We start from the raw sequence: 23,513 nt of genomic DNA on the forward strand, positions 1-23,513 counted from the left end.
CGTCTCCTCCGCTCACGCCTGCGCGGCGATCTCCGTCGCGGCCTGCAGGTACGCCTGGGCTCCCGCTGAGGCGCGATGATATGTGATGACGCTCTGCCCGTAGCTGGGCGCCTCCGAAACGCGCACCGACCGGGGGATCGCCGCGCTCAAGGTCTGCGGGAAGTGGGCGCGGACCTCGTCGGCGACCTGCTGCGCCTGGCGCGTCCGCGCGTCGTACATGGTGAGCAGCACGGACGTGAGCTCCAGCCGGTCGTTGAGGTTCCCCTTGATGATGTTGATGGTGCGCAGCAACTGGGTCACGCCCTCCAGGGCGTAGTACTCGCACTGGATCGGGATCATGATCTCCCGCGCCGCCACGAGTGCGTTCAACGTCAGCAACCCCAATGAGGGCGGGCAGTCGATGAAGATGTAGTCCGCGTAGGCGTCGATCAGGAACTGCTGCAGCGCTCGCTGGAGCCGTGTCTCTCGGCCGTGCATGTTCACCAGAGCGATGTCGGCGCCCGCAAGATCGAGGGTGGCGGGGAGCACCCAGAGGTTGTCCGACTCCGGTGAGCGCTGCACGTGCGCGATGATGTCATCGCCGTCGATCAGGACTTCGTAGGTACCAGCGACGCCTTCGCGGTGTTCGACGTTCAGCGCGGTCGATGCATTCCCCTGGGGGTCCAGGTCGATGACCAGGACGCGGAGACCCTCCAGCGCCATCGCGGCGGCGATGTTGACGACACTCGTCGTCTTTCCAACGCCGCCCTTCTGGTTCGCCACGACGATGATCCGCGGACTCGGCGGAATGCGCATCGATGTTTCACGTGAAACATCGGGCTCGTGGGCCAGGTCGTCCACCTCAAGCCCCTCCTCCGGGAACTCCGCGGTGTCGAAGGCCGCCCGTCGCGCGATCAGATCGTCCATTTGTCGCAACCCTACCGGAGCACGCGACCACCCCGGCGGACCCCCGGCGCGGGGCCGTCTTCGGCCCGCCGCCTGTCCGTCCATCCCGTCGCCGCGCGTCCGCCCGCACCGATCGCACGCGTATCGCCGCCTGGCGGAGCGAGACTCAGCCCTCGGCGCGGGCGAAGCTCCTTCGCTACGGCCGTAGCGACGTCCAGCCGAGCGGCACCGGGCCGCCCAGGCCGGCCCGCTCGCGATCCACCTGATCCGACCATCCCTGGGCGGCATGCTCCTCCGCCGCCCCGACAGCTCCCCGCGCCACACGGAACCCGACATCGTCCAGCCGCGCGACGGGCGCGCTGCCCCGGCGCACCGACGCACGGACACTCCAGTGCTTGTCAGCCCAGCCCCCGCCGCGGAGCACGCGATAGTCCGCGTACCGAGCGGGGTCGATGTGGTCCCAGCACCACTCCCACACGTTCCCCAGCATGTCGAACAAGCCGAACCCGTTCGGCACCTTCCGACCCACCGACTGCGCTCCCTCAACGCCGTCCGCAGCGGTCCACGCGACGTCCGCGAGCGACCCGTAGCGCGGCCCGTCCGTGCCGGCTCGGCACGCCCATTCCCACTCCGCCTCGGTCGGCAACCGAAACCCATCGGCGCTCACGTCCCACCTCGGGCCGCCCCCGCCGAAACGGTAGACCGGCGACAGACCGCAGCCGCCGGACAGCGCGTTGCACCACGAAGCGGCATCGAGCCACGAGACCGAGTGCGCGGGCGCGTCGCCGACCTCACCTTCGGGGATCGCGATCCCCAGCACGCTGGAATACTGGGCCCACGTCACCGGCGTCCGCCCGAGCGCGAAGCCCCGGAGCGTCGCCATCCGCCGCGTCTTCCGCCTCGCGTCCCACAGCGACACGGACCCAGCGGGGAGCGAGACCAGGTCGGGCGGCATGCGCCCGCCGGCACCGTCGCTCCTCACCGGCGGCAGAGGGAGCTGCGGGAGGATCGGCTATATATCGACATATAGATCTAGCTACTTGCCCCGCGCCAGCGCGGTGACCCGAGCCACTCGTGTCGCCTCGCACCGCACATCGGCCCGAACCTCCACCACGTCGGCCTGCAGGCGCCACGTCCGCAGCATCGCCGCCGCGGCCGCAACCTCCGACTCCGCACGAGAACCCTTCAGCGCCAAGATCGCTCCGCCGGGGGAGCGCAGCCCGCGCGTCCACCCCACGAGCCTGTCCAGCGGCGCGACCGCGCGCGAGACCACCGCCCCGAAGCGACCGTCCTCCTGGCCCCAGTCCTCCGCACGGCCCCGAACCACCCGCACGCGCTCCCCGAGCGCCAGTTCCGAGACGACCCTCTCCAGGAACGTCACCCGCCGCAGCAGCGGTTCGAGCAGGGTCACCCGGAGGTCCGGCCGAGCGATCGCCAGCGGGATCCCCGGGAGCCCCGCGCCGCTCCCCACATCGACCACCGACACCCCGGGCGCGACGACCTCTCGCACCGCGACGCTGTTGAAGATGTGACGCTCCCAGATGCGCGCCGACTCCCGGGGGCCGATCAGACCCCACTCGACGCCGACCGTCCGGAGCAGTTCGACGTACGCCTCCGCCGTCGCGAGGCCCGGACCGAACACATCGGACGCGATGTCGCCTGCCGCGGCGTCGGCCTCGATCACTTCGCCGGCAGGATCACGACCCGACGGTGCGGCTCCTCGCCCTCGGACTCGCTCGTCAACCCCGCGGCGGCCACCGCATCGTGCACGATCTTGCGTTCGAACGGATTCATCGGCGAAAGGCGGGCCTCCTCGCCCGACTCCTTCACGTCGACGATCGCCTCGGCGGCGATGGACTGCAGTTCCGCGCGCCGCTTCTGCCGATGCCCCGCCACGTCCAGCATGAGACGGCTCCGATGACCTGTCAGCGTCATCACCGCCAGCCGCGAAAGCTCCTGCAAGGCCTCCAGGACCTCGCCTTCCTTGCCCACCAGGATCGCCGGGTCCCGGCCCGTCGACTCCTCCGGATCCGTCACGACCGACACGTGGACGCGTCCACCCTCGATGTCGATGTCGATGTCACCGTCGAGATCGACGATCTCCAGCAACTCCTCCAGGTAGTCCGCGGCGACCTCGCCCTCGTTCCAGAGGGCCTCCTTGCCTTTCGGCTGCGCGGCCTCCGCGACCGGCTCCGCCTCGTTGACGACGTCCTGCGTCACTCGATCCCCTCCTGCGTGTTCTCCGCGGACGCCTGCCCCACCGGCCGGCCCTTCCGCTTGGCCCGGCTCTGCCGGGACGGCTGCTGTCGTTGCACCTGCTTCTTCTCCGGCGAACCCTCGGCCACGTCCGTCGCGTCGTCCGTGGCCGCCGCCGTCTTCTCCTTCGGGCCCCTCGGCGCCGCAGACCCGCTCTTCGCCGCGACCGGCTTGCCCGAATCGCCCCTCCGCGACGACTCGGCGCGCCCCTGGCGGACGACGCCCGTCGCGCTCGTCGTCGTCTCCGGCTGGCGAGCCTTCCCCTTCAGCTTGCCGGCCCTCTTCGCCGCCACGACCTCAGGGTCCTTGCCCTTGCGCCGCATCCGGTCCTCCCAGTCGAGGTAGGCCGGAGTCCCGGGAGCCGGGTTGTTGTGGATCAGCAGGTACTGCTGTCCCATCGTCCACACGTTCGACGTCAGCCAGTAGATGAGGACGCCGATCGGCATGCTCACGCCGCCGATCGCGAACATCACCGGGAAGGCGTACAGCATGATCTTCTGCTGCTGCGCCATCGGGCCCTCCATGGCCTCCGGCGGCATGTTCTTGCTCATGAGCTGCAACTGGGTGATGAAGAGCACACCCGTCATGAGGAGGATCAGGACCAGCGCGAGAATCTGCACGCTGCCGAAGCCCGTCAGCGGCCAGAACCGGTCCGAGATCCGCGCGCCGAGGATCTCGGCGTTCTGCAGGGACGCCACCAGCGCCTCATTGTCCCGCAGCCATGCGCCGTGAGGCGTACCGCTCGCAGCCCCGCTCAACACCGTGAACAGCGCGATGAAGATCGGCATCTGCACGATCAACGGGAAGCAGGAAGCCATCGGGTTGATGCCTTCCTCCCGGTACATCTCCATCTGCTTCTGCGCCAGAAGCTCCCGGTCGTGGCCGTGCTTCTCCTGCAGCGCGCGCATCTTCGGCCCGAGCAACTGCATCTTCCGCGACGAGTTGATCTGCCGGACGAACAGCGGGATCATCAGCGACCGGATCACGACCGTGAGGAAGATGATCGACAGCGTCCAGGTCCACCCGGAGTCGGGATCCATGAACTGGGAGAACAGCCAGTGCGCCAGCACGACGATCCCGGAGACCGCCCAGTACAAGGGCTCCATCGCCGCGTTCAGGACACCGAGGAAGTCCGACCACATGTCCATCGGGATGAGTGCCGGGATCAAGACGTACCCCTATCCGCGGGCGCGCTCGCCCCGCTCGAAGACCGTGCTTCCGCCTCCAGCCGCGCAAGCCAGGCTCTCTCGCGCTCGCTGCCGGGGACGGGATCGTACCCACCCAGGGACCAGGGATGGCAGCGGACCAGCCGTCGCGCCGCCAGCAGACTCCCCTTCGCCGCGCCGTGTACTTCGAGAGCTTCGAGCGCGTACGCCGAACAGGTGGGATGGAACTTGCAGACCTGGCCGTACAGCGGGCTGACGACAGCCCTGTAGGCCTTCATGAAAGCGATGAGAAGGCGTTTCACGGCCTCACCCCCAACCGCTCCAGCGCCTCCGACCAAGCCGAGGCGAAGTCGCCCGGAAGCTCAGCGGGCCGGCTCGCCGCGGCCGGCAGCGCACGGACGACGACGCTCACCGGGGGGGACGTCTCCACTCCGGGCCGCGCCAGGTGACGCAGGCGGCGCTTCACCCGGTTGCGGACGACGGCGTTGCCCACGGACTTGGAGACGACGAATCCCACCCGCGTGGGTGGGACGTCGCTCAGGTGCGCGTGCACGACCATGGTCCGCCGACTGATTCGGACTCCCCGCCGCACCGTGGTGCGGAAGTCGGACGGTGTGGTGAGTCGATGGACCGCGGGGAGCACCGAAGGCGTCGGTCAGCCCGCGAGACGGACGCGGCCACGCTTGCGGCGAGCGCTGAGGATCGCGCGCCCCGCACGGGTGCGCATCCGGAGCCGGAACCCGTGGGTGCGGCTGCGGCGGCGATTGCTCGGCTGGAACGTACGCTTACTCACGAGTCGACCTCGAACTTTGCTGCTAGCTGGGAAGGAACTCTGTACACCCGGGCACAGAGCCACTGACGTCAGTGACTGAACAACGATACGTGGCCACCACCGCATCGGGCAACCTGGGCGCCTGATTCACGACTTGTCCAGCGACACGCCGCAGAATGACCGGACTATTCTGTGAGGCGGGTGCAAACGCAGAGGCCTCTGCTAACGTGTCGCACCTGGCCTTACCCCGCTGCCCACGAGGTTCCATCCACGCGTGCACATGGTGGATAAGCCTGTGTACAACGAGCCGTCGATGGAGGTGCAGGTGAGCCAAGCCACGGACAGCGGCGATCTCCCTGCCCGCCAATCCGTCTCCGACCAGCAGCTCGCCGCCGCGTGGCGACAGGTGTGGGATCACGCCGAGGCGCCGTGGAGACCATGGCTCAAGCAGACGAGGCCGATCACCGTCCACGAGTCCTTGTTCATGGTCGCCGTTCCGGGTGACTTCCTGCGCGACCGGATCGAATCCAAGTACCGCTCCTACATCGAAGCCCAGTTGACCGACTACTACGGGCACGAGATACGACTCGGGGTGACGGTCATGCCCGAGCTGACGGTCGAGGCGGCCGAGACCAACGGATCCGAGCCGGCCGAGCCCGAACAGGTCGACGCGCCGCCCATCTCCGGAGGCCCCTCCTCGCCGCCCCCGCTCGGTGGCGACCGGCTCAACCCCAAGTACACCTTCGACACCTTCGTCATCGGCGACTCCAACCGATTCGCGCACGCCGCGGCGGCCGCGGTGTCCGAGGCTCCCGGCAAGTCCTACAACCCGCTGCTCATCTACGGTCACTCCGGACTGGGCAAGACCCACCTGCTGCACGCGGTCGGCCACTACGTCCGCAACTACTACCCCACGGCCCGCGTGAAGTACGTCTCCACCGAAGAACTGACGAACGACTTCATCAACGCCATCTCCGAGAACCGCACGGCGCAGTTCCGCCGCACCTACCGCGACGTCGACGTCCTGCTCATCGACGACATCCAGTTCCTGGAGTCGAAGATCCAGACGCAGGAGGAGTTCTTCCACACGTTCAACACCCTGCACAACATGCAGAAGCAGATCGTCCTCACCTCCGACCGGCCGCCCAAGTCGCTCGAGGCCCTCGAACCGCGGCTGCGGAGCCGCTTCGAGTGGGGTCTCATCACCGACATCCAGCCGCCCGACCTGGAGACCCGCATCGCGATCCTGCGCAAGAAGGCACACCAGGAGAGGCTGTCTGTCGGCAACCACGTCCTGGAGTTCATCGCCAGCCGGATCGACAAGAACATCCGCGAACTCGAAGGCGCGCTCATCCGCGTCACGGCCCTGGCCAGTCTCACCCGCAAAGAGGTGGACATCGCCGTCGCGGAGGAAGTGCTGAAGGACCTCATCCCGCGCGATCAGCCCGTCGAGATCACGCCGGCGGAGATCATGGAGGAGACCGCACGGTACTTCAACACCACGGTCGACGACCTCTGCGGCGCCAGCCGCACACAGGCGATCGTCAACGCCCGCCAGATCGCCATGTACCTGTGTCGTGAACTCACCGACCTGTCGCTGCCGAAGATCGGGCAGTTCTTCGGCGGACGCGATCACACCACCGTCATGCACGCCGATCGCAAGATCCGTCACCTGCTCGCCGAGCGGCGCATCGTCTTCAACCAGGTCGCCGAGCTCACGAACCGGCTGAAGCACGTGGGCGGCGACTGACCGCCTCCTCGGCTTGTTTTCCACAGCGCGTGTCCGTCGTTTGCCGGACTCCCGCTGCGTCGTATCCCCGCGCACGCCCGTCGGCGACCTTTCCTACAAGGGGTTTTGGCAACAACGTCGGGCCCACCCGCGTCCCCGACCGATCGACACACCTGTAGACAACCCTGTTGATAACCGTGGACACCGCGAACCGGTGTCCGGAAGGGCTCGCTCCGTCCCAAGATCCTCCCCGTGTAGTTTCGGGTTACCGACAGCCCGTGTGGACGCCCGTTTCGCGTCCCACTACGTCATCCACCGAGTTGTCCACATATCCACGGGCGTTACTGAGAAGACGAATTGATAATTCACCTCTCTATCAGAAATCACATCGGCGCCCTCCTGTGGAGCGTGTCCCCCTCCTCCCGCCCACGCGCTCACGCCCGGTCCTCCGGTCGTCCCTGCCCCCAAGCCCCCTCGCGATATGATGCGAGGGCCCGTGACCTCGCCATCCGGCGCACGAGTCACGATGTCGAAGCCGCAAGGGGGCAGTTGTGAAGATCCGTCTGGAACGCGACGTTCTCGCCGAGGCCGTCCAATGGGCGGCCCGCAGCCTTCCCGCGCGCCCGGCCGCACCGATCCTGGCCGGGCTGCTCGTCGAGGCGTCGTCCGACGGCGTCACGCTGTCGAGTTTCGACTACGAGACGTCCGCACAGGTGAAGGTCGCCGCGACGGTCACCGACGAGGGAACGGCCCTCGTGTCCGGCAAGCTCCTGGCGGACATCGCCCGCTCCCTTCCCGCGAAGCCGGTCGAGATCTCCTCCGACGAGACCCGCACGACCCTCGTGTGCGGCTCTGCGCGGTTCACGCTGCAGAACCTGCCCGTCGCCGACTACCCGCAGTTGCCGAAGATGCCCGAGGCGACCGGCTCCATCGAGAGCCAGGTGTTCGCCCAAGCCGTCGCCCAGGTCGTCGTCGCCGCCGGCCGTGACGAACTGCTGCCCGTGTTCACCGGCGTGCGGATGGAGATCTCCGAGGACACGCTGTCGCTGCTGGCGACCGACCGCTACCGGATGGCGCTCAAGGAGATCCCCTGGACTCCGGCGACCCCGGCGGCGAGCGGGGCGGCACTCGTTCCGGCGCGTGTCCTCAACGACACCGCGAAATCCATGGTCTCGGGCGAGACGGTGACGCTCAGCCTGTCGAACAGCTCCCTCGGCGAAGGGATCATCGGCTTCGAGGGCCACGGCGCCGGCGGGATGCGGCACACGACGACGCGGCTGCTCGACGGCGAGTTCCCGAAGGTCCGTCACCTCATGAGCATCACCCCGGCGGTGACGGTGCGGGCCACCACGGCCGAGGTGATCGCCTCCGTCCGGCGCGTCGCCCTCGTGGCCGAGCGGAACACCTCGCTGCGGATGCTGATCGAGGACGAGTCCATCACGCTCGAAGCGGCGACCGGCGACCAGGCGCAGGCGGTGGAGGCGATCCCGGCCACGGTGACCGAGCACGTGGCCGACGCGAACATGACGGCCGCCGGCTTCAACCCCCACTACCTCGCGGATGCGCTCGGAGCGCTCGACGCCCCGTATGTGCAGTTCTCGTTCACCGCGCCGGGCAAGCCATGCCTGTTGACGGGACTGGCCGAGCTCGACGGCGAGCCGATGGCCGACTACCGGCACGTCATCATGCTCATGCGGCTGCCGCAGTAACCGGATCGTGTTCGTCCGCCACCTCTCCCTGTCGAACTTCCGCTCCTACGAGTCGGCCGACATCGCCCTCGGCCCGGGGGTCACGGTGTTCACGGGAGCGAACGGCCAGGGCAAGACGAACCTCGTCGAGGCCGTCGAGTACATCTCGACCGGCGGTTCGCATCGCGTCTCCAGCACCGTGCCCCTCGTCCGGGCCGGAGCTGCGGGCGCCGTGATCCGCGTCCGCGCCCAGGCCGGCGTGGACGACGACCGGGAAGTCCTGCTGGAGGTCGAGATCACGCCGGGCAAGGCCGGCCGGGCCCGTCTCAACCGGTCCGCCGTGCGGCGGGCGCGCGAGATCGTGGGCATCCTGCGGACGGTCGTGTTCTCGCCGGAGGACCTGACGATCGTGAAGGGAGACCCGGCCGAGCGGCGGCGGTTCATCGACGAGCTCGTCACCACCCGGTGGCCACGGCTGGCCGGCGTCCGTGCCGACTACGAGCGGGTTCTGCGGCAACGGTCGGCGCTGCTGAAATCGCTCGGCGGAAATCCACGGCGCGCCGAGGCCGACGATGTCGCGATCACGCTCGACGCCTGGGACGGGCAACTGGCGCGCCACGGCGGCGAGCTGCTGGCTGCGCGGCTCAGCACCCTCGCCGAGCTCCACCCCTACCTGCAGGCGACGTACGAGACCATCGCGCCGGTCAAGAACGCCGTCGCGGCCGCGTACGCCTCCCGGGTCGACCTGCCCGACTCGGTCGATCCGGCCGGACTCGCCGCGGCGCTCGGGGCGTCCCTGCGCGCCAGGCGCGGCGACGAGGTCGCCCGCGGTCTGTGCCTCGTCGGCCCGCACCGGGACGACATCACGTTCACGATCGGCGATCTCCCCGCGCGCGGCTATGCGAGTCACGGCGAGAGCTGGTCGCTGGCGCTGGCGCTACGACTCGCGGCGAACGAGTTGCTGCTGGCCGAGGGCGGCCGTCCCGTGCTGGTCCTGGACGACGTGTTCGCCGAGCTCGACGCGACGCGCCGGGACCGGCTCGCCGCGCAGGTCGCGGCGGCGGAGCAGGTGCTCATCACCGCGGCCGTGCCCGAGGACGTTCCCGCGGCGTTGCGCGGGGCCCGGTTCCAGGTCCACGACGGGGAGGTGATCCCCGGTGTCGAATCCTGACGACGAGCCGGACGATGTCGCGCCGGAGACGCTCGGGACGACCGCTCCTGGGGGCGTCCACGACCCGACCGGGCTGGAGCTGGCCCGGAGGCTCGCGACCGGCATCGGCGGGAAGGCGACCTCCGGCCGCCGGAAGAAGGCGCCACGGGCCCCGGCCGACACGAGGGCCGACCCCGAGCCGCTCGCGGCGGCGCTCGACGACGTGATCCGGACCGAAGGCTGGGAGCGCGACATCGCCGTGCAGGCCGTCTTCGGGCGATGGGCGGCGATCGTCGGTCCCGAGGTCGCCCAGCATTCCGACCCCGAGCGGCTCACCGGCAAGGTGCTGACGATCAGGGCCGATTCCACGGCCTGGGCGACGTCCCTGCGGACGATGGCCGCTCAGCTCGTCGCGCGCCTGAACGCGGAGCTCGGGCAGGGAGAGGTCGAGTCGGTGCGGATCCTCGGGCCTGACGCACCCGACTGGAGGCATGGCAGACGGACCGTTCGCGGGGGTCGTGGTCCGCGCGACACCTACGGCTGACTAGCATCCGGGGCTATGACGGTGCTGCGAGAGTGGGCAGGGGAGAGCCGGGAGCTCGCCATGCGCACCGTGCGCGTGTGGTGGCGGCTCCTCCCGCACCTGGTGTGCCTCTCGTTGCTCGGGTGGTTCGGTTTCCAGGCGTGCCTGCGGGTCGCGGCCATCGCCGCCCCGGCCAACGCCTTCGTGGCGCTGTTCATCGTGTCGGCCGGGCTGCTGAGCGTCCTTGCCGCGACGGTCGCATGCCTGGCGATCGCCGGTCGGCTGCTGCACATGGAGGAGCTCTCGCCCGAGGTGAGGGTCACGCAGCCCGTGCTCCAGCAGGTCGCGGTGACGATCCTGCCCTTCCTCGGCATCTACGCCGTCTTCAACACGGTGCAGCGGGCCGCGGACCGGCTCGTCACCAACGCGGTGCTGGTCAACGGGCTGGGCTCGGACGGCCTCACCGACAAGCTCAACCCCCTCAGCAGTCTCGAGAACGGCGTCGAGCTGGTGGTGATCGTCGTCGTCGCCTACCTGGTCCGGCGCGGGCTGGACCTGCTCCACGAGCGCACCGGGATCGGCGCGCTGGGGCTCGGCGCGGCCTTCATCGAGGGCTTCTTCATGCTGCTGGTGATCCTGAGCGGATCGAAGCTCCTCGCCACAGGGTGGTCCTGGCTGGGAGACCGGGCGGTGGCCGGCTGGCTGCAGGTGCCCTGGGACGGGCTGCGCGCCGTCGGCGATCTGATCCGGATCGACCTGCCCCAGATCGTCGCGGACGCGTGGACCTTCGTCGTCGAGACGGCGTGGCCGGCCGTGGTGACGGCGGTGGGGGCGCCCGTTCTGTGGCTGGCCGTCGCCGCACTCGTGTACGGGACCGGAGTCCTGTCGCTGGCCGAGCTGTGGCGCAAGGGCCGCCCGCTCACGGCGGCCGTGCCCCTCACGCGTCGCCAGCAACGCCGTGCCCATCTCGCCGAGGCACGACTGGCGACGGGGTCCGGCCGGGGGCGGCGTCTCGGACTGGAACTGTCCGAGGCGTTCCTCGGGGACGTCGACGACAAGTACCTGCCGACCCTTCAGTCTCTGCGGCTGATCCTGAAGGCCGGGGTGCCGACCCTCTCGTCCCTGATCGTGCTGTACGCGGTGACGCAGGTCCTGGGGGATCTCGTCGAGGCGGGCTTCGTGCTGGCGATCGGCGGGCGTCCGCTCACGGCCTGGCTCGGCCTGGAGGTCGTGGCGGGCGCGCTCCGCGTCGCCGTCGTCGAGCCGCTGCGGGTGAGCCTGCTGGCTGTCACGTTCGGAGTGTGTCTGGAACGGTTCCGGGCGCAGGCCGGCGCCGCCGCGCCGCTGCCCGCCGCGGAGGAGCGCGCATGAGGCGCCTGGCGACCGTGCTGCTCTTCGTCGCGAGTTGCCTGGTGGCCTCGCTTCTCGTGTCCGTCGTGCCGACGGACGACACGGCGGTCCGGGTCTCCCGCGAGGTCGGCGAGGAGTTCGTGTTCGAGGACGGGCTGGCCGTCTCGGCGCGCCAGGTCCGTCTCGGCACCGTCCTCACCGCCGACGGCGCGTTCGTCGCGCGGACCGCCGACGTCTTCCTCGTGGTCGACGCCAGGATCGCCGTGCGGGGCCTGCGCGGCGGAGGGACCCTCGACGCCGAGATCGTCTCGGGCGGGCGCGTGTTCGCGGCCCGCAGCAGTGTCGTCGTGCCGCAGGCGGGCTTCTACACCGCCGACGCGTTCGTGGTGGAGCTCCCGCGCGAGGCCCTCGTCGGGTCGCGGTTGCGGCTCACCCAGCCGGCGGTGCTGACGTCGGTGCACAACGTCCCCGAGTACGACCTGGGCGTCGAGCAGGCCGTCGTCGACGCGTTCGCGCCGCCCGTGACCGTCGATGTCCCGGCGGGCCCGGCGCAGCAGGTGATCTCGTGAAGGCTCGGTACACGCGCGGACAGTGGTGGTTGCTGACCTGGGCGGTCGTGGCGACGGGATTCGCCCTCACGGCGCTGTTCGTGGCGCGGGTGATCTCGACGGGGTACGACCACACGGACTACCGGCCCGTGAAGGCCGGGGAGGCCTACGTGACCGAGCACGGGTCGATCCGGCTGCTCGGCCTGTACCGGTCCAGGAGCCTCACGCGGTACGAGGACGATCCCGGCGACGGGGCCGTGTACGTCGTGGCGACCCTGGAGGCGTCGATCGTCGACGACGACGCGCTGGTGTGCCTGCTGCGACTGGTCCAGGACGACGGTCGGTCGTGGGCCGCGTCGTCGTCGACCTACGGCGACGAGCGATGCCCCAGCGCCCCGACGGCCGCGCCCGTCACGTTCGCCGCCGTCTTCGTCGTCCCCGAGGCCGCACTGGGCCGACTGGCGGGCGTGGCTGTCTCCACGACGAGCACCGGGCCGCTGCTGCGGCCCCCGCCGGCCTGAGCTCGCCGGACTCTTCGACTTAGGCCGGCTCCACGGTCTCCAGGGCCCGAGCGCGCACAACGCCGCGAGGACGTCGCGCAGTAGCCCGGGTGCGAGCCCTCGGAACCGCGTTCGAGCCACCGATACCGCCGAAGAGACCGACACCTCACGACGATATCAGCTAGTCACGATATCGGGGTCTTGATATACTCCAAATATGCGATGGACGGTTGAGTTCTCCGACGAGGTGTTGGCCTGGTACCGGGGACTGACACCCGAGGGGAAGGCAGCAGCCCGTCGTGTGTTCTCCCGACTGGAAGAGGCAGGGCACATGCTCGGTATGCCGCTGTCGAAGCAGCTCAGCGGCGGCCTACGCGAACTGCGGTTCACGTGCGAGGGCGTGGCACGACGGGTCACGTACGTGCTCGATCCCGAACGTCAGGCCGTCACGCTGACGACATTCCGCAAGCGGCGCCAGAACGAGCGAGCGGAGATCCTGCGAGCCCGCCGAGCCCAGGCGGCACACGAAGCCGAACGCAAGAAGACCCAGAAGAAGGGGAAGTGACCATGAAGACCACACCGTTCCGCGAGGCCGAGGCCGAGGCCCTGGCCGCCATGACCCCCGACGAGCGCGCCCGATTCGACGCCGCCGAGACCGAGGAGGAAGCGCGGCTCCGGCTCGCGGAGCTGGTTTACGCCTCCCGCACGGCCGCCGGGCTGACCCAGACCGAGCTGGCCCGTCGCATGGGCACCACGCAGTCGGTCATCTCTGCCATCGAGAACGGCGGACAGGTGCCTTCCGTCTCGATGCTCTGGCGGATCGCCCACGCGCTGAATCTGCACCTGAACATCGACATGGCCGCCGCGAGCTGACTCACAAGACCAACCCGTCTCCTGGCTCGGTGAAGAGCGGATCTTGGTGGCGGTCGAGTTCGGTGAGGCCTTCTTCGAGAGCGGCGGTGACGGAGGCCCGGCGAGTGCGGCAGCTCGGGCAGCGAGGGCGCGGCTACGTGCGCCGCGAGTGTCACGAACCGGACGGTTCGAGTACCACCAGGGGGACGGCGAGCCTCACGCCCGTGCTGCGCTGCACCCACGAATACTCGCCCGATCCGGTGATCGTGTTGTCCTTCCAGACGAGGTCGAGGACGGCGACGACGAAGCGATCGGTCAGCCCGGTGCTGCGCGGGAACCGATAGCTGAGCTCGCATCGGGTGGGCTGCACGCCCGGGTTGAGGTCGAGCGTCGCGCCCGATCCCGGCCCGCCGAACCGCAGCAGCTCGGCATAGCGGTACACCTCGGTGCCGAGGACGTTGCCGCCGAACGCGTCGGTGTTGGACGGCTCCAGCGGCGTGTCGGAGACGTTCTCGCACCGGCCGTACACGGTCACGACCCACTCGTCGCCGCTGGAGCCGTAGGTGCGTGCGTCGGCGTGGGTGAACGTCACCCGGAGCTGCCCTGTCTCGACGGTCGTCCCCGCGGCGACCAGCGGGAAGCGTCCGGTCCGTTCGCGGAAGCCGCCGCAGGCCCAGACGGTCGCCACGAGAAGGACGAGGATCAGTCCGATCACCGCCGGAAGAGGCCGGCGGCGCGGGCCGGGCGCAGGCCAGTCCGTCGCGAGAGGACCTGTGTCGTACCAGGTCGCCGCGGGCCGGTTCATGGGGGCAGCCTAGTGATCGCGGGGCGCGCCACTGGACCCGCGCCGGGCCCGGGGAGACGATCGCATGGGGTGACTCGTCGCGGATGAGGCTCAGCGCGCGCGTGAGCCCTCGGCGGCGCGAGGGCCATATCCGACCATGGCCCCACCCCTGCGAGCGGCTCCACGGGGGCTTCGACGCGCGGCCGAACCCGATTCGGCGGCCCGATGGCCCTTGATAGGCGGGGTCCGAGGCTCTGTTCGGGTAGACTAGAAACGATTTCGGCAATGGCGGCCCGGAGGTCATCCACCCCCTTACCCGGGGCGCCCCTTCCCGGCCTTCGAGCAACTGCTTAAGGAGTGCACCCTGTGACGGAAGACGTGAGTCGGGCCGTGCCCGACGTCGAGGTGGGAGCCGCCGCGACGACCGTGGCGGAAGGGTCCTACGACGCCGGCGCGATCACCGTCCTGGAAGGTCTCGAAGCCGTCCGCAAGCGGCCGGGCATGTACATCGGCTCGACCGGCGAGCGCGGTCTGCACCATCTCGTGTACGAGGTCGTCGACAACTCGGTCGACGAAGCCCTCGCCGGGTACTGCGACACGATCACCGTGGAGCTCCTGCCCGGCGACGGGGTGCGCGTCGTCGACAACGGGCGCGGCATCCCCGTGAAGGAGCACCCCACCGAGAAGATCCCCGCGGTGACGCTCGCGCTGACCGTGCTGCACGCGGGCGGCAAGTTCGGCGGCGGCGGGTACAAGGTGTCGGGCGGCCTGCACGGCGTGGGCGTCTCGGTCGTCAACGCCCTGTCCTACAAGCTCATCGTGGACGTCCGGCGCGACGGGTACCACTGGCAGCAGAGCTTCGGCCTGGGCGATCCGGAGGGGCCGCTGCGGCGGCTGGAGCCGACGTCCGAGACGGGGACGACGGTCACGTTCTACCCGTCTCCCGAGATCTTCGAGACGACGACGTTCTCCTACGACACGCTCGTCACGAGGTTCCGCGAGATGGCCTTCCTCAACAAGGGCCTCACGATCAGCATCGAGGATCTGCGGCCCGCTCCGGAGTCGCCGTCCGACGAGGACGGCGAGGAGTACGCCAGCGACGAGCCCGAGGAGCCTCGCACGCAGACGTTCCGCTTCGACGCGGGCCTCATCGACTACGTGAGCTACCTCACGGGGGCGCGGGAGACGATCAACGGCTCCGTGATCGCGTTCGAGGCGCATTCTCCCGAGCAGCGCCTGGCGCTGGAGATCGCGATGCAGTGGAACACGACGTACAGCGAGTCCGTGCACACGTTCGCGAACACGATCAACACCCACGAGGGCGGCACCCACGAGGAGGGATTCCGCGCGGCGCTCACCCAGACCGTCAACAAGTGGGGTGAGACGTGGGGCCTGGTGAGGAAGAGGGAGGACCGCGTCTCGGGCGACGACATCCGCGAGGGCCTGACCGCGATCGTGTCCGTGAAGCTCGCCGAGCCGCAGTTCGAGGGGCAGACGAAGACCAAGCTCGGAAACACCGACGTGAAGTCGTTCGTGCAGCGCGTCGTCAACGACCAGCTCGGGGACTGGTTCGAGAAGAACCCGTCGGACGGGCGCGAGATCATCAAGAAGGCGCAGGCGGCGGCGTCGGCCCGTCTGGCGGCCCGCAAGGCGCGCGACATGGCGCGCAGCCGCAAGGGACTGCTCGGCGGCGGGCTGCGCGGCAAGCTGTCGGACTGCCAGTCGACGGAGCCCGAGGAGTGCGAGGTCTTCATCGTCGAGGGCGACTCGGCCGGCGGCTCGGCGAAGGGCGGCCGCGACCCGCGCATCCAGGCGATCCTGCCGATCCGCGGGAAGATCCTGAACGTCGAGAAGGCCCGTGCCGAGAAGATCCTCGCCAACCGTGAGGTCGAGTCGATCATCAACGCGCTCGGCACCGGCGTCCACGACGACTTCGACATCAATCGGCTGCGCTACCACAAGATCGTCCTCATGGCCGACGCCGACGTGGACGGCTCCCACATCCGGACGCTGCTGCTCACGTTGCTGTTCCGGTTCATGAAGCCGCTCATCGGGGCCGGTCACGTCTACCTGGCGCAGCCTCCGCTGTTCCGGCTGCGGTGGTCGAACGCGCCGCACGAGCTCGCCTACAACGACGCTCAGCGCGACCAGCTCCGCGACGCGGGCCTCGCGGCCGGCAAGAGGCTGCCGAACGTCAATCCGATCCAGCGGTACAAGGGCCTCGGCGAGATGAACGCCGAGGACCTGTGGGACACCACGATGGATCCGGCCAAGCGGTCGTTGCTGCAGGTGACGCTCGACGACGCGGCCGCCGCCGACGAGATGTTCTCGATCCTGATGGGTGAGGACGTCGAGCAGCGCCGGCACTTCATCCAGCGCAACGCCAAGGACGTCCGCTTCCTCGACATCTGATCGACCCACCAACGCCCAAGGGAAGACACACACGCATGCAAGAGACACCGGACAGCAGCACCGAGCAGGGCCTTCAGCCCATGGTTGGACGCGTCGAGGAGGTCGACCTCAACGTCGAGATCCAGCGGTCCTACCTGGACTATGCGATGTCGGTCATCGTCGGCCGGGCGCTGCCCGACGTCCGCGACGGCCTCAAGCCCGTGCACCGGCGCGTGCTGTACGCCATGTACGACGGCGGGTTCCGGCCCGACCGGGGCTGGAACAAGTGCTCGCGTGTCGTCGGCGACGTCATGGGCCGCTTCCATCCTCATGGTGACAGCGCGATCTACGACACGCTCGTCCGCCTCGCGCAGCCCTGGGTGATGAGGGCGCCCCTCATCGCGGGGCAGGGCAACTTCGGCTCGCCGGGCAACGACGGGGCCGCGGCCATGCGGTACACCGAGTGCCGGATGGCGCCGCTGGCCATGGAGATGGTCCGCGACATCGACGAGGACACCGTCGATTTCAAGCCCAACTACGACAACCGGGAGAGCGAGCCGGTCGTCCTGCCGTCCCGGTTCCCGAACCTGCTGGTCAACGGGTCGACGGGGATCGCGGTCGGCATGGCGACGAACATCCCGACGCACAACCTGCGCGAGGTCGCCGATGCCGTCGGCTGGATCCTCGAGCATCCCGAGTCGACGCCCGAGGAGCGGCTGGAGGCCGCGATCGAGCGGATCAAGGGCCCCGATTTCCCGAGCGGGGCGCAGATCGTGGGCCGCCGCGGCATCGAGGACGCGTACCGCACCGGACGCGGTCTCGTCACCGTGCGCGCGGTGATCAACATCGAGGAGGACAAGGCGGGCCGGACGCTGCTCGTCGTCACCGAGTTGCCCTACATGTGCAACCCCGACAACCTCGCGCTGAAGATCGCCGAGCTGGTGAACTCGGGGCGGATCTCCGGCATCGCCGACATCCGCGACGACACGTCGGCGCGAACGGGGCAGCGGCTCGTCATCGTCCTCAAGCGGGACGCGCAGCCGCGTGTCGTCATGAACCAGCTCTACAAGCACACGCAGTTGCAGGACACGTTCGGCTGCAACATGCTGACCCTGGTCGACGAGGTGCCCCGGACGCTGCGGCTCGATCAGTTCCTCACCTACTGGATCCGGCATCAGATCCAGGTCATCAAGCGGCGCACGGCGTTCCGGCTGGCCAAGGCGGAGGAGCAGGCGCATCTGCAGCGCGGCCTGGTGAAGGCGCTGGACATGCTCGACGAGGTGATCGCGCTGATCCGGCGCAGCCCGCAGGTGGAGGATGCCCGCGAGGGGCTCAAGGAGCTGCTCGACATCGACGACCTGCAGGCCACCTACATCCTGGACACCCAGTTGCGGCGTCTGGCGGCGATGGAGCGGCAGAAGATCATCGACAACCTGGCGGAGCTGGAGCGGCGGATCGCGGACCTGACCGACATCCTCGCGACGCCGCAGCGGCAGCGGCAGATCGTCGCGAGCGAACTGGGCGAGATCGTCGACAAGTACGGTGACGACCGGCGCACGCAGTTCGTGTCGGAGGAGGGGGATCTCTCGCACGAGGACCTCATTCCCGACGACGACATGATCGTCACGATCACGGCCGGCGGCTACGCGAAGCGGACGCGGGCGGACCTCTACCGGGTTCAGAAGCGCGGCGGCAAGGGGGTGCGCGGCGCGACGCTGCGGACCGACGACACCGTCGACCAGCTCTTCACGACCACGAACCATCACTGGATGCTGTTCTTCACCAATCTCGGGCGCGTGTACCGGGCGAAGGTGTGGCAGCTTCCCGAGGCCGGTCGCGACGCGAAGGGCGGGCATGTCGCCGGGTTGCTGTCGTTCCTGCCCGAGGAGCGGATCGCGCAGGTGCTGACCGTGCGGAGCTACGCCGATGCGCCGTACCTGCTGCTCGCGACCCGCAACGGGCTGGTGAAGAAGACGGCGCTCGCGCAGTACGACTCGCCCCGGCAGGCCGGCGTCATCGCCATCAACTTCCGCGATCCCGACGACGAGCTCATCGGCGCCCAGGTGTGCGGCGCCGACGACGACGTCCTGCTGGTGTCGCGCAAGGGGCAGGCCATCCGGTTCGCGGCCGACGACGAGCAGCTTCGTCCCATGGGGCGGGCGACGTCCGGCGTGACCGGAATGAAGTTCCGGAAGGGCGATTCGCTGTTGTCGATGTCGATCATCGCCGCCGACGCGTCCGAGCAGGACCGGTTCGTGTTCACGGTGACCGACGGCGGGTTCGCGAAGCGCACCGCGGTGAGCGAGTACCGCGTCCAGGGCCGCGGCGGGCTCGGCATCAAGGCCATGAAGCTCAACGAGGACAGGGGTTCCCTCGTCGGCGGCCTGGTGGTCAGCGAGTCCGACGAGGTCATCGCGATCAAGGTGTCGGGGCAGATCATCCGCAGCTCGGTGGGCGAGGTGCCGGCGAAGGGGCGGGACACGATGGGCGTGAAGTTCGTCGGCATCCTGGCCGACGACGCCGTCGCCGCGATCGCGCTCTATCCGGAGGCCGGCGTGGAGTCCGACGAGGAGGATTCGGCCGAGTCGAGTACCGTTGACACGGAAGACGTAGTGGCCACCGAGGAGGCCGCGGTCCCGACGGACCAACAGGAGGACGACGAGTGAGCGACGAACAGGGCGTCTACCGGACCGGCGGAAGCGTCGGCACCGGGACCGAGCATCTGCCTCCGGCGAACTACTTCCGCCCCGCTCCCACGGCGAAGCTCCCGGGTTCCGACGCCCCCGCGGCTCCCCCGGCATCGGCTCCGGCCTTCACGCCGGCCGACGACCCGGCGCAGACCGCGTTGCGGCCGACCGTGAAGGCTCCGCCGTCGTCGAGTCCGGCGTCCACGAGGAGTCCCGAAGAGGTTCTCTCCGCGCCGCCGAGCAAGCGGACGCGGAAGGCGCGGCTGCGCCTGGCCCGGATCGACCCGTGGTCGGTGATGAAGACGGTGTTCCTGTTCTCGGTCGCGGGGTTCATCATCTCGATGGTCGCGGTCGGCGTCCTGTGGACGATCATCGAGGCGTCGGGGCTGCTCACCGACCTCAACGAGTTCATCAGCACGCTCGTGTCGACGCCGTCCGACCCGACGCCGTTCGACATCCACCAGTACCTCAACGGCGCCAAGGTGCTGGGCGGGACGGCGGTGATCGGTGCGATCGACATCGTCCTCGTCACGGCGCTGGGCACCCTGGGATCGTTCCTGTACAACCTGTCGGCCACGATGCTCGGCGGGTTGGAGCTCACCCTGGCCGAGGACTGAGGACGCGTCGGGTCGTCATCAGGCGGTCCCGAGTTGAGCCCGCGTTCGGTGCTCGGGTAGAGTCAGCTTTCGGCGTTGTGGCGCCGGATGTGCGTATGGGCCTATAGCTCAGTCGGTTAGAGCGCCGCCCTGATAAGGCGGAGGTCACTGGTTCAAGTCCAGTTAGGCCCACCATCTCCAATCCTTCCCCACTAGGGGGAACGTTCGTCTCTCAAAGCCCCGCCAACACCTTCGTGCCCAACACGTGCCCAATCGCACCGGTTTCAACCCCTTCGGGCGGCACTCAGAGGGCTGCGCGCGGCGATCACGACCCATGGAGCAGCGGCTTCAGCTTCCACGCTCGCGGGTCCATCGCCGAGGGGCCAACCGGACTCGTTAGGGTGACTTGGGAAGAGGAAGTGGGGGGCAATGGCGCCGCAGGGGTTCCAGGACAAGGTCGCGTTCGTGTGGAAGGTCGCCGACAAGCTGCGCGGTACCTTCAAGCAGCACGAGTACGGATCGGTGATGCTGCCGCTGCTGGTGTTGCGCCGCATGGACGCCGTGCTGGCGCCGACCAAGGACGCCGTGCTCGCCAAGGCGAAGACGTTCACCACGATCGGCGAGGGCGAGGACGCGCTGTTGAGGAAGGTCGCGGGCCGCCGCTTCTACAACACCGCCCCGTGGACATTCGCCACGCTGCTGAACGACGACAAGAACCTGGCCGACAACCTGGCGACGTACATCCGCCTGTTATCGCGCGATGCCTACCGGGTGATGGAGGCGTACAACTTCGACGACAAGATCGCCCGGCTCGATCGCGCTGGGCTGCTATACGCCGTGATGGCGGACTTCGCAGACCTGGACCTGCGGCCGGTGGTCGTCTCGAACGAGGCGATGGGTTACATCTTCGAGGAGCTGCTGCGGAAGTTCTCCGAGATGAGCAACGAGACCGCCGGCGAGCACTACACCCCGCGCGAGGTGATCACCCTGATGGTCGACCTGCTCCTGACCGGGCAGGCGTCGAAGGAACTCACCGAGAACCCGATCCCCGTTCGCACCGTGTACGACCCGGCGGCCGGAACGGGCGGCATGTTGATGGGGGCGATGCACCGAATCCGGGACCTGAACCCGAAGGCGATCGTCAACGTGTTCGGTCAGGAACTCAACGACGAGACCTGGGCGATCGCCCAGTCGGACCTGATGATGCAGGACATCGACCCGGCCCGGATGCGCAACGGCAACACCCTCACGTCCGACGCGTTCGGCACGCAGAAGTTCGACTTCATCCTGGCCAACCCGCCCTATGGGGTGGACTGGAAGGCGTACGCGAGCCCGATCCGTGACGAGTACGAGAAGCTCGGCCACCACGGACGTTTCGGCGTCGGCCTGCCGCGGGTCTCGGACGGATCCCTGCTGTTCTTGCAGCACATGCTGTCCCACATGAAGCCGACCGGCTCGCGGGTGGCGATCGTGCTTTCGGGGTCGCCGCTCTTTTCAGGGCAGGCCGGCTCCGGCGAGTCGGAGATCCGCCGCTGGATCCTCGAGAACGACTGGCTGGAGGGCATCGTCGCCCTCCCGGACCAGATGTTCTACAACACCGGCATCTCCACCTACGTGTGGATCCTCACCAACGACAAGACAGACGCCGACCGCGGCCGGGTGCGCCTCATCGACGCCCGCGAACTGGGCACGAGGATGCGCAAGTCCCTCGGCGACAAGCGCAAGGAACTCACCCCGGACGCCATCGAACAGATCGCCCAGCTGTACGGCGCCGCCCAAGGCGAGTTCGCCGACGACCCGCGCGTCAAGGTCCTCACCAACGAGACCTTCGGCTTCCAACGGATCACCGTCGAACGGCCGCTGCGCCGCCGCTGGGAGGTCAACCCGGACACCCTCGCAGCCTTGGAGTCGTCGAAGGCCTGGATCGCCTGGAAGGACGCCCCCGCCGCCGGCGAGGCGTTTGGGTCGCTGGTCGGGACGCCCTACGCCACGGCCGCGGCCCTCACGGCCGCGCTCAAGAAGTTGGACGCCGCCCCGCCCCTGTCGGTTGTGCGGGAGTTGGTGAAGCTCGCGGCGGTCGCCGACCCGAGAGCGCCGTTGATCCGGGGCAAGTCCGGCCCCGAGCCCGACCCGGGCCTCCGCGACGCCGAGAACATCCCCCTCCCCGAGGGTTGGCTAGCGCTGAATGAGAAGGCGAGAGCCAAAGCGCTGGTCGAGTCTGCCGAGGCGCACGTGCGCAACGAGATCCACCCCTACACCCCAGACGCCTGGATCGACCACACCAAGACCAAGGTCGGCTTCGAGATCCCGTTCACTCGCCAGTTCTACGTGTATACGCCGCCCCGGCCCGTGACAGAGATCGCCGCAGAGATCAAGGGGCTTGAGGAACAGATCCAAGGTTGGATGAAGGGGCTCCTACCGTGAGCAACCTGGCAATCGAAGCGGCTCTAGGCCGGACATGGACTGGGAGTCAACGCCATGTCTTCAAACGCGTCATGCGCCAGACGGACGCCCGGGTCGGCGGCGCGGACGGCGAAGCAGTCGACCGCCTGTCGCTCTCAAGCGGGGGCTACCTGTATCCCCGGGCTGGAACAACCGATCGGCAACAGGCGTCCGAAGCCACGGAGCAACGCAGCTTGCTGGTCGAGGTGGATCAGCTGGTAGTCAATCCCATGTGGCTGACTGGCGGAAGTATCGCAGTCTCCAGCTTGGCGGGCGCCGTTAGTCCGGACTATCGCGTGTTCACGTCTTCGACCCACGTCGAGCCACGATTCCTGCACCATTTACTCCGCAGCCAGCCGTATCGGGATCAGTACGACCTTTTCGTGCGCGCGAATACGACCTTCGATCGGCGGATACAGCAGCAAGACCTCGATCAAATGCCGTTGTGGCTTCCCCCACGAGACGCCCAGCAGCGGATCGCGGAGTTCCTCGACGACCGGGTCGCCCGCATCGACCGGATCATCGCTGCCCGCGCCGACCAGATGAAGCTTGTGAATGCGATGTTTCGGAGCGAGGTCGCCGGGATGGTCTCCGGCATCGGAGTTGCGTGGATGGAGGGCGCGCTTCGGCGCTTCGTGACGTCCGAGGACGCCGTGCGGGTCCCGCTGAGTGGCGAGGAACGGGCACAACGAAAGGGGCCCTACCCCTACTTTGGGGCATCCGGTGCCATCGACTCGGTCGACGACTACCTGTTTGAAGGTCCGAGGGTGCTTCTGTCAGAAGACGGCGCGAATCTCTTGGCTCGATCCTCACCGATCGCCTTCGTGGCCGATGGTAGGTACTGGGTGAACAACCACGCTCACGTCCTCCAGCCACTTGATGGGGCGCACGACTTCTGGGCGGCCCGTATCGAGTCGCTCGACGTATCCCCCTGGGTGACTGGCTCTGCGCAGCCGAAGCTGACCGTCGACGCAGCGATGGCACTGCGGGTATCTACCCCGGCCACTGTGGCAGAGAGGCTGCAATTGGGTGAGGCCGTCAGGAGGGTGCGTGTTGTGGCCGAGGGCAGGATCGAAGACCTGAAGCGTTCCATGGTGATCCTCGATGAGTACAAGCAGTCCCTCATCACCGCTGCGGCGACCGGGGATCTTGACGTGACCACCGCCGGCAGCGGCATCCCCGGGTAGGGAGAGC

The 23,513-nt window shown here is 68.7% G+C and carries 23 protein-coding genes and 1 tRNA gene; 15 read left to right on the top strand and 9 right to left on the bottom strand.

Going from position 1 to position 23,513, the window contains the following annotated elements; all coding sequences use genetic code 11:
* Window positions 1-12 precede the first annotated feature (12 nt).
* The 8 genes from G555_RS17160 to rpmH form a co-directional block, all read right to left on the bottom strand.
* Window positions 13-906, bottom strand: a complete 894-nt coding sequence (locus G555_RS17160; RefSeq protein ID WP_036920588.1) for a ParA family protein — start codon at window positions 904-906, stop codon at window positions 13-15.
* A gap of 175 nt (window positions 907-1,081) precedes the next feature.
* Window positions 1,082-1,840 carry a formylglycine-generating enzyme family protein gene (locus tag G555_RS0101345; protein ID WP_028707486.1) on the bottom strand — a complete coding sequence of 253 codons (759 nt, stop codon included), beginning with the start codon at window positions 1,838-1,840 and terminating at the stop codon, window positions 1,082-1,084.
* 81 nt (window positions 1,841-1,921) lie between these two features.
* Window positions 1,922-2,569 carry a 16S rRNA (guanine(527)-N(7))-methyltransferase RsmG gene (gene rsmG, locus G555_RS17165; RefSeq protein ID WP_084634501.1) on the bottom strand — a complete coding sequence of 216 codons (648 nt, stop codon included), beginning with the start codon at window positions 2,567-2,569 and terminating at the stop codon, window positions 1,922-1,924.
* Complete coding sequence (locus G555_RS17170) at window positions 2,566-3,105, bottom strand: Jag family protein (RefSeq protein ID WP_036920593.1); 540 nt, start codon at window positions 3,103-3,105, stop codon at window positions 2,566-2,568. Before G555_RS17170 ends, rsmG begins: the two co-directional genes overlap by 4 nt.
* A complete protein-coding gene (yidC, locus tag G555_RS17175; protein WP_245581156.1) occupies window positions 3,102-4,310 on the bottom strand; it encodes a membrane protein insertase YidC in 1,209 nt (402 codons plus the stop codon). The genes G555_RS17170 and yidC overlap by 4 nt, the downstream gene beginning before the upstream one ends.
* Window positions 4,307-4,609: a membrane protein insertion efficiency factor YidD gene (gene yidD / locus G555_RS21615; protein ID WP_084634502.1), complete on the bottom strand. Its 303-nt coding sequence runs from the start codon at window positions 4,607-4,609 to the stop codon at window positions 4,307-4,309. Before yidD ends, yidC begins: the two co-directional genes overlap by 4 nt.
* Window positions 4,606-4,950 (bottom strand): ribonuclease P protein component, encoded by a 345-nt coding sequence (rnpA, locus tag G555_RS0101365; RefSeq protein WP_028707487.1) that lies wholly within the window; start codon window positions 4,948-4,950, stop codon window positions 4,606-4,608. Before rnpA ends, yidD begins: the two co-directional genes overlap by 4 nt.
* A 12-nt stretch (window positions 4,951-4,962) precedes the next feature.
* Entirely contained in the window at window positions 4,963-5,100 is a 138-nt protein-coding gene (rpmH, locus tag G555_RS21620; RefSeq protein WP_084634503.1) for a 50S ribosomal protein L34, read from the bottom strand.
* 259 nt (window positions 5,101-5,359) lie between these two features.
* Between rpmH and dnaA the strand changes: the two genes are divergently transcribed.
* The 9 genes from dnaA (at window position 5,360) to G555_RS0101410 (ending at window position 13,440) form a co-directional block, all read left to right on the top strand.
* Complete coding sequence (gene dnaA / locus G555_RS0101370) at window positions 5,360-6,829, top strand: chromosomal replication initiator protein DnaA (protein WP_084634504.1); 1,470 nt, start codon at window positions 5,360-5,362, stop codon at window positions 6,827-6,829.
* Window positions 6,830-7,359: 530 nt separating this feature from the next.
* On the top strand, window positions 7,360-8,517 hold the full coding sequence (gene dnaN, locus G555_RS0101375; RefSeq protein ID WP_028707489.1) for a DNA polymerase III subunit beta: 1,158 nt from the start codon (window positions 7,360-7,362) through the stop codon (window positions 8,515-8,517).
* Window positions 8,518-8,524: 7 nt separating this feature from the next.
* Window positions 8,525-9,667 carry a DNA replication/repair protein RecF gene (recF, locus tag G555_RS0101380; RefSeq protein ID WP_028707490.1) on the top strand — a complete coding sequence of 381 codons (1,143 nt, stop codon included), beginning with the start codon at window positions 8,525-8,527 and terminating at the stop codon, window positions 9,665-9,667.
* Window positions 9,654-10,190: a DciA family protein gene (locus G555_RS0101385; protein WP_084634505.1), complete on the top strand. Its 537-nt coding sequence runs from the start codon at window positions 9,654-9,656 to the stop codon at window positions 10,188-10,190. Before recF ends, G555_RS0101385 begins: the two co-directional genes overlap by 14 nt.
* Before the next feature lie 15 nt (window positions 10,191-10,205).
* Entirely contained in the window at window positions 10,206-11,540 is a 1,335-nt protein-coding gene (locus G555_RS0101390; protein ID WP_156887368.1) for a hypothetical protein, read from the top strand.
* On the top strand, window positions 11,537-12,088 hold the full coding sequence (locus G555_RS0101395) for a hypothetical protein (RefSeq protein ID WP_028707493.1): 552 nt from the start codon (window positions 11,537-11,539) through the stop codon (window positions 12,086-12,088). The genes G555_RS0101390 and G555_RS0101395 overlap by 4 nt, the downstream gene beginning before the upstream one ends.
* Window positions 12,085-12,588: a hypothetical protein gene (locus G555_RS0101400; protein WP_028707494.1), complete on the top strand. Its 504-nt coding sequence runs from the start codon at window positions 12,085-12,087 to the stop codon at window positions 12,586-12,588. Before G555_RS0101395 ends, G555_RS0101400 begins: the two co-directional genes overlap by 4 nt.
* A 196-nt stretch (window positions 12,589-12,784) precedes the next feature.
* Window positions 12,785-13,132 (top strand): type II toxin-antitoxin system RelE/ParE family toxin, encoded by a 348-nt coding sequence (locus G555_RS0101405; protein WP_028707495.1) that lies wholly within the window; start codon window positions 12,785-12,787, stop codon window positions 13,130-13,132.
* Between the two features lie 2 nt (window positions 13,133-13,134).
* Complete coding sequence (locus G555_RS0101410) at window positions 13,135-13,440, top strand: helix-turn-helix domain-containing protein (RefSeq protein WP_028707496.1); 306 nt, start codon at window positions 13,135-13,137, stop codon at window positions 13,438-13,440.
* A gap of 151 nt (window positions 13,441-13,591) precedes the next feature.
* On the opposite strand, the gene G555_RS0101415 is transcribed toward G555_RS0101410, so the two are convergent.
* On the bottom strand, window positions 13,592-14,224 hold the full coding sequence (locus G555_RS0101415) for a hypothetical protein (RefSeq protein ID WP_028707497.1): 633 nt from the start codon (window positions 14,222-14,224) through the stop codon (window positions 13,592-13,594).
* A gap of 357 nt (window positions 14,225-14,581) precedes the next feature.
* Here G555_RS0101415 and gyrB point away from each other — a divergent pair, with 357 nt between their 5' ends.
* The 6 genes from gyrB to G555_RS20955 all read left to right on the top strand — a co-directional run bounded on the left by gyrB (window position 14,582) and on the right by G555_RS20955 (window position 23,506).
* The gene (gyrB, locus tag G555_RS0101420) at window positions 14,582-16,615 is read left to right on the top strand and encodes a DNA topoisomerase (ATP-hydrolyzing) subunit B (RefSeq protein ID WP_051208198.1); all 2,034 of its coding nucleotides are present in this window, start codon (window positions 14,582-14,584) and stop codon (window positions 16,613-16,615) included.
* Between the two features lie 35 nt (window positions 16,616-16,650).
* A complete protein-coding gene (gyrA, locus tag G555_RS0101425) occupies window positions 16,651-19,260 on the top strand; it encodes a DNA gyrase subunit A (protein WP_028707499.1) in 2,610 nt (869 codons plus the stop codon).
* Entirely contained in the window at window positions 19,257-19,898 is a 642-nt protein-coding gene (locus tag G555_RS20950) for a DUF3566 domain-containing protein (RefSeq protein WP_051208170.1), read from the top strand. Before gyrA ends, G555_RS20950 begins: the two co-directional genes overlap by 4 nt.
* A 97-nt stretch (window positions 19,899-19,995) precedes the next feature.
* Window positions 19,996-20,072: transfer RNA gene (locus G555_RS0101435), tRNA-Ile, on the top strand.
* A gap of 234 nt (window positions 20,073-20,306) precedes the next feature.
* A complete protein-coding gene (locus tag G555_RS0101440) occupies window positions 20,307-22,301 on the top strand; it encodes a type I restriction-modification system subunit M (RefSeq protein ID WP_028707500.1) in 1,995 nt (664 codons plus the stop codon).
* Complete coding sequence (locus G555_RS20955) at window positions 22,298-23,506, top strand: restriction endonuclease subunit S (RefSeq protein WP_156887371.1); 1,209 nt, start codon at window positions 22,298-22,300, stop codon at window positions 23,504-23,506. The genes G555_RS0101440 and G555_RS20955 overlap by 4 nt, the downstream gene beginning before the upstream one ends.
* Window positions 23,507-23,513: the final 7 nt, after the last annotated feature.

The sequence above is a fragment of the Propionicicella superfundia DSM 22317 genome (genome assembly GCF_000423465.1).
GTDB classification, from domain to species: Bacteria; Actinomycetota; Actinomycetes; order Propionibacteriales; family Propionibacteriaceae; genus Propionicicella; species Propionicicella superfundia.

What these genes read in the sequence shown, in the direction of transcription:
- G555_RS0101440 (WP_028707500.1), top strand. Translation starts at nt 20,307, where the DNA reads ATGGCGCCGCAGGGGTTCCAGGACAAGGTCGCGTTCGTGTGGAAGGTC.
- G555_RS0101345 (WP_028707486.1), bottom strand. Translation starts at nt 1,840, where the DNA reads ATGCCGCCCGACCTGGTCTCGCTCCCCGCTGGGTCCGTGTCGCTGTGG.
- G555_RS0101405 (WP_028707495.1), top strand. Translation starts at nt 12,785, where the DNA reads ATGCGATGGACGGTTGAGTTCTCCGACGAGGTGTTGGCCTGGTACCGG.
- gyrA (WP_028707499.1), top strand. Translation starts at nt 16,651, where the DNA reads ATGCAAGAGACACCGGACAGCAGCACCGAGCAGGGCCTTCAGCCCATG.
- G555_RS0101395 (WP_028707493.1), top strand. Translation starts at nt 11,537, where the DNA reads ATGAGGCGCCTGGCGACCGTGCTGCTCTTCGTCGCGAGTTGCCTGGTG.
- G555_RS0101415 (WP_028707497.1), bottom strand. Translation starts at nt 14,224, where the DNA reads ATGAACCGGCCCGCGGCGACCTGGTACGACACAGGTCCTCTCGCGACG.
- G555_RS17160 (WP_036920588.1), bottom strand. Translation starts at nt 906, where the DNA reads ATGGACGATCTGATCGCGCGACGGGCGGCCTTCGACACCGCGGAGTTC.
- G555_RS0101390 (WP_156887368.1), top strand. Translation starts at nt 10,206, where the DNA reads ATGACGGTGCTGCGAGAGTGGGCAGGGGAGAGCCGGGAGCTCGCCATG.
- G555_RS0101410 (WP_028707496.1), top strand. Translation starts at nt 13,135, where the DNA reads ATGAAGACCACACCGTTCCGCGAGGCCGAGGCCGAGGCCCTGGCCGCC.
- dnaA (WP_084634504.1), top strand. Translation starts at nt 5,360, where the DNA reads ATGGTGGATAAGCCTGTGTACAACGAGCCGTCGATGGAGGTGCAGGTG.